At 38.9% G+C, this 4,441-nt stretch carries 6 protein-coding genes; 5 read left to right on the top strand and 1 reads right to left on the bottom strand.

The window, feature by feature from the left end:
• Positions 1-38: 38 nt before the first annotated feature.
• The 5 genes from CWC14_RS17845 (at position 39) to CWC14_RS19995 (ending at position 2,885) form a co-directional block, all read left to right on the top strand.
• Positions 39-593, top strand: a complete 555-nt coding sequence (locus CWC14_RS17845) for a DUF4145 domain-containing protein (protein WP_138564234.1) — start codon at positions 39-41, stop codon at positions 591-593.
• A gap of 94 nt (positions 594-687) precedes the next feature.
• Positions 688-1,326 carry a hypothetical protein gene (locus CWC14_RS17850; protein WP_138564236.1) on the top strand — a complete coding sequence of 213 codons (639 nt, stop codon included), beginning with the start codon at positions 688-690 and terminating at the stop codon, positions 1,324-1,326.
• A 217-nt stretch (positions 1,327-1,543) separates the two neighbouring features.
• Positions 1,544-1,777, top strand: a complete 234-nt coding sequence (locus CWC14_RS17855) for a hypothetical protein (RefSeq protein ID WP_033103430.1) — start codon at positions 1,544-1,546, stop codon at positions 1,775-1,777.
• 114 nt (positions 1,778-1,891) lie between these two features.
• Entirely contained in the window at positions 1,892-2,470 is a 579-nt protein-coding gene (locus CWC14_RS17860) for a cold shock domain-containing protein (RefSeq protein WP_138564238.1), read from the top strand.
• A gap of 142 nt (positions 2,471-2,612) precedes the next feature.
• Positions 2,613-2,885: a DUF6419 family natural product biosynthesis protein gene (locus tag CWC14_RS19995; RefSeq protein ID WP_349654513.1), complete on the top strand. Its 273-nt coding sequence runs from the start codon at positions 2,613-2,615 to the stop codon at positions 2,883-2,885.
• Positions 2,886-3,035: 150 nt separating this feature from the next.
• Here CWC14_RS19995 and bktB read toward each other — a convergent pair whose 3' ends face one another.
• Positions 3,036-4,229: a beta-ketothiolase BktB gene (bktB, locus tag CWC14_RS17870; RefSeq protein ID WP_138564240.1), complete on the bottom strand. Its 1,194-nt coding sequence runs from the start codon at positions 4,227-4,229 to the stop codon at positions 3,036-3,038.
• Positions 4,230-4,441: the final 212 nt, after the last annotated feature.

The following is a 4,441-nucleotide window of genomic DNA, read 5'->3' on the forward strand; positions in this document are numbered from 1 at the left end:
TTGCCTGTTAATTAGGCGTTAAAAGCCAAGGAGAAGTAATGAGCACATGGGTTAATGCTAGTGGAATTGAATCAAAGTCCTTCACTTGTGGCTATTGTGGAAATGTTGTTGCGTCTTCGCTTGGCTATCAAGATCGTGAAACAAATTACAATCGGATTAGAATTTGTCCCCATTGTACTAAGCCAACATTTTTCGGTAACGGCATTCAGCTGCCTCAGGTTGCACCTGGCAATGAAGTTAGTCATCTGCCTGAAGATGTTAAATCTCTATACCATGAAGCAAGAAATTGCGTGTCCATAGCCGCATATACGTCTTCCGTGCTTGCCTGCCGAAAGCTGCTCATGAATATTGCTGTAACTCAAGGCGCAGAAGTTGGGAAAAGCTTTTTCCACTATGAAGAGTATCTAGCTAACAACGGTTTTGTTCCACCAAATGGTCGGGGATGGGTTGATCATATTCGGAAGCGAGGAAACGAGGCAACTCACGAAATTGAAATCATGCCAAAAGAGGTGGCTGAAGAGCTGATCGCATTTATTGAAATGCTCTTAAAGTTTATTTACGAATTCCCGGCAAAAGTGCCAAAGACAGAGTAGCTTTTAACAAAGCCATTAATTTGACCGCCTTACGCTGCGCTTCAGTCGGCAAATTATGGCGGCGTTAACTTGCCTTCAAATTTAGGAGTATAACTTGGAAGAAAAACAAGAAGAACAACTAGAGCTACTGCCTAAAAAACAAGTTGATTTGCGACTTCAGTTTATTCATAGGCCTATTAGAAGGCGGTGGTTTTCAAGAAAGTATCCATTTCTAATACAAAATGAACCTTTTGAGTATGGTTTGAAAATCAAAAATATTGGTTCAGAGTCATTTTCTGGGGCAACAATTTCCGAGTTCACAATAAGTTCAGGTGATGGTTTCTCTGGTTTTGCACAACAGGCCCAGTCTACACCAAAAATTAAGGCGTTAAATCCTAATGAAGAGTATGAACTCTACTTTGATAGATATACTTTTTGGCACGAAGGCTCAATTGGCACAAGATGTAAATTAAGCCCCGATAAAGAAGGAGAAGTAATTAAAACTTATCAACATCATAGAGATCATGATTTTGATGAACCATACAAAAATGAAAATGAATGGTGGCATGATTATTATTGTCAAAGCCAGCAGCAATTGCTTCAAACACGAACTAATAACCTTATTTTAGTACTAACAATGATAACTGTAATAGAAGCGGTGTTCGGATTGAAATATTCATTAAAGTTAATTATTGGCTCTATTGCATGGGGGTTAAGTCAATTAACAACATTGTTGCAGTGGTTGGCAAGTTAATAAGAATTTCAAGCGGGACAAAATACAGTTGGCTTTTTGTTCACTACGTTCACATATTTTAGCCAACTATATTTTGCCCCTTAAATGAAACCAAATGGGGTCAAATCTTGACTTCAGACATCAAACTCATGTGGCAACCTTATAAGCGGATTTTAAAATGCTGGTAGCTTATAAGCTAATTAATCTCTAAGTTAAATTTAAAATAAAAGGATTTTTTATGAAAGGTATTAAACGTATTTGGTTTTGGTTTACGCTAGTTGTGTGCCCATTGTTAATTATTTTAGGTGTGGCTACCTTTGCACAGTTATTAGGGCAGTACATGTATTCTCAGCAATTTAGTTTTTCTTCGCTATCTAGTTTTCAAATTGCATTTATGGGGGGCGGAATTTGTGCGTTTTCTGTATTTTTAAACACATTAAAAGAGGCAAAAATACGCTTTTTTGCAAAATGAGTTAGTTAATAGGGACAAAGAGAGGTTGTTGGTGGGCTCGCCAAGATGTGATTGGTTTTAAGCCTCTTTTAAAACGGATGTAAAATTAACAGTTATTAAATGGACGATCCAAGGATGAACAAAGGATTATTAAAATCGTGGAATGACGAGAAAGGTTTTGGCTTTATTAAATCAAGCACACTTCAACACGATACCTTTATACACATTTCATCGCTAAAACATATGAGTCGTAAACCTAAAGTGGGTGACATTATCTATTTTGAGGTTGCGACTGAGCCTAACGGTAAAACTAAAGCTGTGAATTGCCGTATTGAGGGCGTACTCGCACAACCACATATAAAAGCTTCATCAAGGCCGGTTAGAATAAGTAAAACCTCAGGTAAGAACTCACCTTTAATGAAACTTATAACACTTGGTATTATTTTTAGTATTGGTTTTAGTGTGTATAAAACCGGTTTTTTAAATACCAAGCAAACACCAGTCGTGACTAATGCTAACTTAGAGTCATTTATGCCCGCTAGTTCAAACTCACTTAATAAAACACAGCAAGCATTTCGTTGCGATGGCCGCCAACATTGTAGCCAAATGACCTCGTATGAAGAGGCATTATTTTTTATTCAACATTGCCCAAATACCAAAATGGACGGGGATAAAGATGGCGAGCCTTGTGAACGGCAGTTTGGGAATAGGTAGTTTTTATATTGGGGTTATTAATAAACTAAAAATTAGTTGATGCCTGTTAAGTGGAATACGATTTTTAGTAATACAGTTATAAATAGCTGGTGGATTAAAAGCCATATACCATGGAGGTTGTTATGTTTAAAGTAATAATTGGATGTGCTGTTATATTTTCGTTTGTTTGTATGTTACTCGCCGCCGCACCTTTTACGCCTGCGATATCAGGATCATTTATAATGCTGTTATTTGCAGGAGCTATCTGCAATCAAGTTTAATACTGCTGTTAATTAACACGCTGGCAGTTATCGGCAGCCCAGCTACAGATATAGACAACACTGATACATTACTGTTTTTACCGATATTATTTTCAATCTCATTTGGTGGTGTTTTATTAGGCGTAAGAAAGTTAACTTTAAAACACGATTTGTAGACGAATGGCTTGGTGAGGTTTGAGGTAAGCTTTTTGTTATTAAGCAATAAGGTGTAGCAGCGCTTTGCTCCCTGTTTTTTCTCTAAAAGCAAAGCGTCTGTTATTTCTCCTTGTGAATAAAGCCCTTAAATAGCTATTACAAACTTAAAGTTAAAGCGCTTCAAAAATGGCTGCAATGCCTTGCCCGCCACCAATACACATTGTGACTAGCCCATATTTGCCTTGAATTCGTTTGAGTTCATACAAGCATTTGGTTGTTAGTATGGCACCCGTTGCGCCAACAGGGTGGCCTAATGCAATGGCACCACCATTCGGGTTTACCTTATGGGCAGGAAAGTTTAATTCGTTTGCAACGCACAGTGCTTGTACTGCAAAGGCCTCGTTAGATTCAATTACATCCATGTCGTCAATGGTTAAGCCTGTTTTTTCAAATACCTGCTGTACTGCAGGAATTGGGCCTGTCCCCATTAAAGTAGGATCAACACCCGCTCTGGCATAACCTACTAATCGACCAAGCGGTTTTAAGCCTTGCTCATTGGCTTTTTGCTCAGACATGAGTACCAACATGGCCGCACCATCGTTTATACCTGATGAGCTTGCTGCGGTAACGGTTCCATCTTTTTTAAAGTAGGGCTTTAATGTAGCGAGCTTATCGGTTGTGGTATCGGCTCGCACGTGTTCGTCAGTATCAAAAATATGAATGCCACTTTTTGATTTTATTTCAATAGGGAGTATTTGCTGTTTAAAATGGCCTGCAGCAATTGCTTTTGCGGCTTTTTGGTGGCTTTTTGCTGCGTAAGCGTCTTGCTGGTCGCGGCTAATAGTGTATTTATATGCGATGTTTTCAGCAGTTATTCCCATCGGGTTATTATCCCATGGGTCTTGTAATGTGGAGGTGAGTTCATCTTGTATGATGCTATTGCCCATTTTTTGCCCCCAGCGATTACTTTCGAGGGTATAAGCTGAGCTACTCATGCTTTCAGCTCCGCCAGCAAGGGCTGCATCTACATCACCTAATTGAATTTGTTGTGCGGCTTGTATAATGGCTTCAAGGCCAGAGCCACATAATCGATTAAGCGTTACTGCGTGACTACTAATAGGCAACCCAGCATCTAGTCCAATGACCCTTGATAGGTAAGCGTCTTTAGGGCCGTTATGAATAACTTTGCCTATTACACATGTGCCAACTTGGTCAGGGATAAGTTTAGACCGGGTTAGAGCTTCTTTTGCGCACAGTGTGCCAAGTTCTGCGGGGCTAAAATCTTTAAGGCTGCCACCAAAGCTGCCGATAGCGGTACGAACTGCGCTTAATATAACAACGCTATTGTTATTAAGTTTTGTCATTATTTTCTCTTATTATTTTTATGTTTATAACCACTTTGTGCCGAGCTGTGTTGAGAAGAGCCAAAGAGGTTAATAGTTTTATTAATGCATCAAAGCATAACTTTTCAACAAACTAAAGGACAAGCTTAAATGCCTTATTTGCAAATTTAATCATGGAAGTGTCTGAGATTTTTCGATTGAAACAATCCGTAACACACGGCTAGCGCATTTTA

Origin of the sequence: Pseudoalteromonas sp. S3260 (genome assembly GCF_005886925.1) — a bacterium.
Classification (GTDB): Bacteria; Pseudomonadota; Gammaproteobacteria; order Enterobacterales; family Alteromonadaceae; genus Pseudoalteromonas; species Pseudoalteromonas tetraodonis.